This is a genomic window from Intrasporangium sp., from assembly GCF_051961875.1.
GTDB lineage: Bacteria > Actinomycetota > Actinomycetes > Actinomycetales > Dermatophilaceae > Intrasporangium_A.
The window spans coordinates 1-2,987 of the sequence record NZ_JBQCCV010000151.1; the positions used below are offsets into that span (position 1 = coordinate 1).

Annotated in this window: 4 protein-coding genes; 2 read left to right on the forward strand and 2 right to left on the reverse strand. The window is 71.4% G+C overall.

Annotated features, from left to right (window positions below):
* Both ACTHJJ_RS09085 and ACTHJJ_RS09090 read right to left on the reverse strand, forming a co-directional pair.
* The coding region (locus tag ACTHJJ_RS09085; protein ID WP_440302623.1) for an LLM class flavin-dependent oxidoreductase at positions 1–276 on the reverse strand (276 nt) is incomplete at its 3' end.
* An 83-nt stretch (positions 277–359) separates the two neighbouring features.
* Positions 360–1,529, reverse strand: a complete 1,170-nt coding sequence (locus ACTHJJ_RS09090; RefSeq protein ID WP_440302624.1) for an amidohydrolase family protein — start codon at positions 1,527–1,529, stop codon at positions 360–362.
* A gap of 57 nt (positions 1,530–1,586) precedes the next feature.
* On the opposite strand from ACTHJJ_RS09090, the gene ACTHJJ_RS09095 reads away from it, so the two are divergent.
* Both ACTHJJ_RS09095 and ACTHJJ_RS09100 read left to right on the forward strand, forming a co-directional pair.
* Complete coding sequence (locus ACTHJJ_RS09095) at positions 1,587–2,267, forward strand: GntR family transcriptional regulator (protein WP_440302625.1); 681 nt, start codon at positions 1,587–1,589, stop codon at positions 2,265–2,267.
* Positions 2,258–2,788 (forward strand): RidA family protein, encoded by a 531-nt coding sequence (locus ACTHJJ_RS09100; RefSeq protein WP_440302626.1) that lies wholly within the window; start codon positions 2,258–2,260, stop codon positions 2,786–2,788. Before ACTHJJ_RS09095 ends, ACTHJJ_RS09100 begins: the two co-directional genes overlap by 10 nt.
* The last annotated feature ends 199 nt before the right edge of the window (positions 2,789–2,987 follow it).

The following is a 2,987-nucleotide window of genomic DNA, read 5'->3' on the forward strand; positions in this document are numbered from 1 at the left end:
CCCGAGGGTGCCGAACGCCTGCGCGATCACGGCCGGGTTGTACCGGAACGTCGGGGTCATCACCGAGGTGCCGAGCACCACCCGCTCGGTGCGCTCACCCGCGGCGGCCAGCCACGACATCGCGAACGGGGCGTGCCCGTCGCGGTGCCGCCAGGGCTGGAAGTGGTCCGAGATGAACACCGAGTCCAACCCGACCCGCTCCGCCTGCACCGCGTACTCGACCAGCTCCCGCGGCCCGAACTGCTCCGCCGACGCCTTCCAACCGATCTTGAGCATCTGGACCTCCTGGGGAGTAGGACACGTCCTCGCCGCGATCGGCGAGGACGAGAGGTGCGCGACGGGCCGGGAGCCCTCTGCGGCTAGGACTGAATGCTGACGCGTCGGCTGGGCGGCGGCGTCTGCTCGCTGCGCCCGAGGACGAGCGGTTCACCGTCGACGAAGATGGCCGCGATCCCGGGCAGGTCTCCGAGCTGGAAGCACTCGAGGACGTTCGTCGCTAGCGACCCGGTGATCGGCCCGAGGATGAGGAGGTCGGCCGGCCGCCCCGGCGCGAGGACTCCGGCGTCCAGGCCATGTGCCGACGCGGTGTTGCCCGTCGCCGCCGCGACGGCGATGGCCGGGTCGACTCCGCAGACCGAGGCCAGGTAGAGCACGTTGCGGAGCATTCCCCGGGGGATGACGCCGGTCCCGCCCGGGGTGTCGGTGCCCAGGGTCAGCCGGTGCAGCTCCCCGCGCTCCGTGAGCCGGTCGACCGCGACTTGGGTCGCCCGGTAGTTCATCGAGCTGCACACCTCGATCGCACCGGACAGATCGTCGATGGTCTTGCGAATCTCCTCGTCCGGCATGGGAATCGGGCCGCCGGAGATGTGTGCGACGACGTCCGGACGCACGGCCGACACGAGGTCGTACCCGGCGACTCGGCTGGAGCCGGAGCGCGACACTCCACCGGAATGCATCTTGACCGTGATGTCCCGCTCGTTCGCCCACTGGAGGTAGGTCATCGGCTCGCCGGTGTCGAGGTGGTTCCAGTCGTAGAAGATGAACTTCGCCTGACTGGCCCCGGCAGCCGCGAGCCGGTCGAAGTGCCCCTCCGTCATCCCCGGCGTGAGCAGGACGGTGCCGGCCGTCATCTTGACGCCGGACTGCCGGACCCGGCCGGTCGTGTGCAGCGAGGTCACCGCCAGGCTGGTCACCAGCTCGGGGGTCAGCGCGTCCATCGGCAGGCCGGGCAGGTGCAGCTCCCCCGCGGAGACCATGCTCGTCGTGCCACCGTGCAGGTAGTTGTGCAGCCAGCCGACCGCATTCTGCGCCGGCGTCCACTCACCGAAGGTCGGATGGACGTGACCGTCGACGAGGCCCGGCATGACGCTCATGCCGCCGGCCGAGATGACACGGTCCGGTGCCGCGACGTCCTCGCCGATCGCCGCGACGAGGCCGTCCTCGATGAGGAGCTGGGTGTCCCGCAGCACAGGCGCCGCGGCGTCACCGGTGACCAGCATGTCGATGTCGGTGATGAGTGTCGTGCCCATGGCGCTCCTCGCGGTTCGGTCGTGGAGGTTTTATACCGTATCCAATATGATCGAGCCGTGACAGTCCAGCACTCAGGGTCGCATCGCTTCCTTCGCCCCCAGACCGCGCAGCAGGCGGTGCTCGCCGAGCTCCGCGGTCTCATCATCCGCGGGGAGCTGCCTCCCGGCGTCCCGATCCACCAGGAGAGCCTGGCCGAGCAGTTCGGGGTGAGCCGGGTGCCCGTACGCGAGGCCCTGAAGATCCTCGAGGGCGAGGGGTTTGTCGTCTACGCCGCCCATCGCGGATACAGCGTCGCCAAGCTCGACGTCGCCGACCTGCTCGAGATCTACGACCTGCGAGGGGTCCTCGAGTCCCACGTGGCGCGAGCGGCCGTGCCGGCACTCGAGGAGGCCGACCTCGTTCGCATGCGTGACGCCATGGACGCCATGGACCGGGCCGCCGATGCCCAGGACATGGTCGCGGTCGGCGTCCAGAACCGCGTGTTCCACTTCGCGCTCTTCGAGCGGAGCGGGATGGGCCGGGCGGTCGAGATGATCCGCCGCCTCTGGGACACCACCGATCCCTACCGGTCGCTCTACTTCCAGCGGCCCCTCACGCGCAAGACCGTCAACGCCGAGCACGAGCTCATCTACGACGCCTGCGCTGCCCGGGATGTCGAGGGGGTGGTCGAGCTGCTCGAGGTCCACCGCAGCCACACCGTCGACGACCTGCGCGCGATGAACGGCGTGTGGCCGTGACGGATCACCGGGCGCCGTCCGCCGGCGACGACGCGCGGAGACGACGTGAGGAGGCACGCGCACGGCTGGCCGGCCTCGGCTATGCGTTGCCGGAGCCGCTGCCGAGCAAGGGTGCCTATGCATCGACCCGGGCAGAGGGCGGCCAGCTCTGGGTGTCGGGCCACACCGGCCGCACCCCGGACGGCCTGCTGGTGACCGGGGTCGTCGGTGACGACGTCTCCGTCGAGCAGGCGCGGGAGGATGCTGGCCGCGCGGCGGTCAACCTCCTCGCCGCCATCGACGGGTCGCCGCACCTGCCTCACGGGCTGGGCAGCGTCGACGCCGTCCTGCACGTTCGCGTCTACGTTCGTGCCGCCGCAGACTTCGGCCAGCACCCGGCGGTCGCCGACGGCGCGAGCACCCTCATCGCCGAGGTGCTCGGCCCGGAGCGGGGGATCCACGCCCGAACGGCCATCGGCGTTGCCTCCCTGCCGGGCGGTGCGCCGGTGGAGCTCGAGGCGGTGCTCACGTTCTCGTCCTGAGCGCCGCCCGCCCCTGAGGTCGCGCGCCGCTCGTGGGCCGCGCCCACGCCTCGTGCGCCGGCGCGCCCCCGACTGGCCTCAGCGCGGTTGCGGGACGGTGCCGCGCCGGAGTGCCCGCACGATCGCGGCCCCGAGCAGCACGCCGGCCGCCGCTGTCGCCGCGACTGGGCCGGCCCATCGTTCGAGCGCGCTTGCGCTG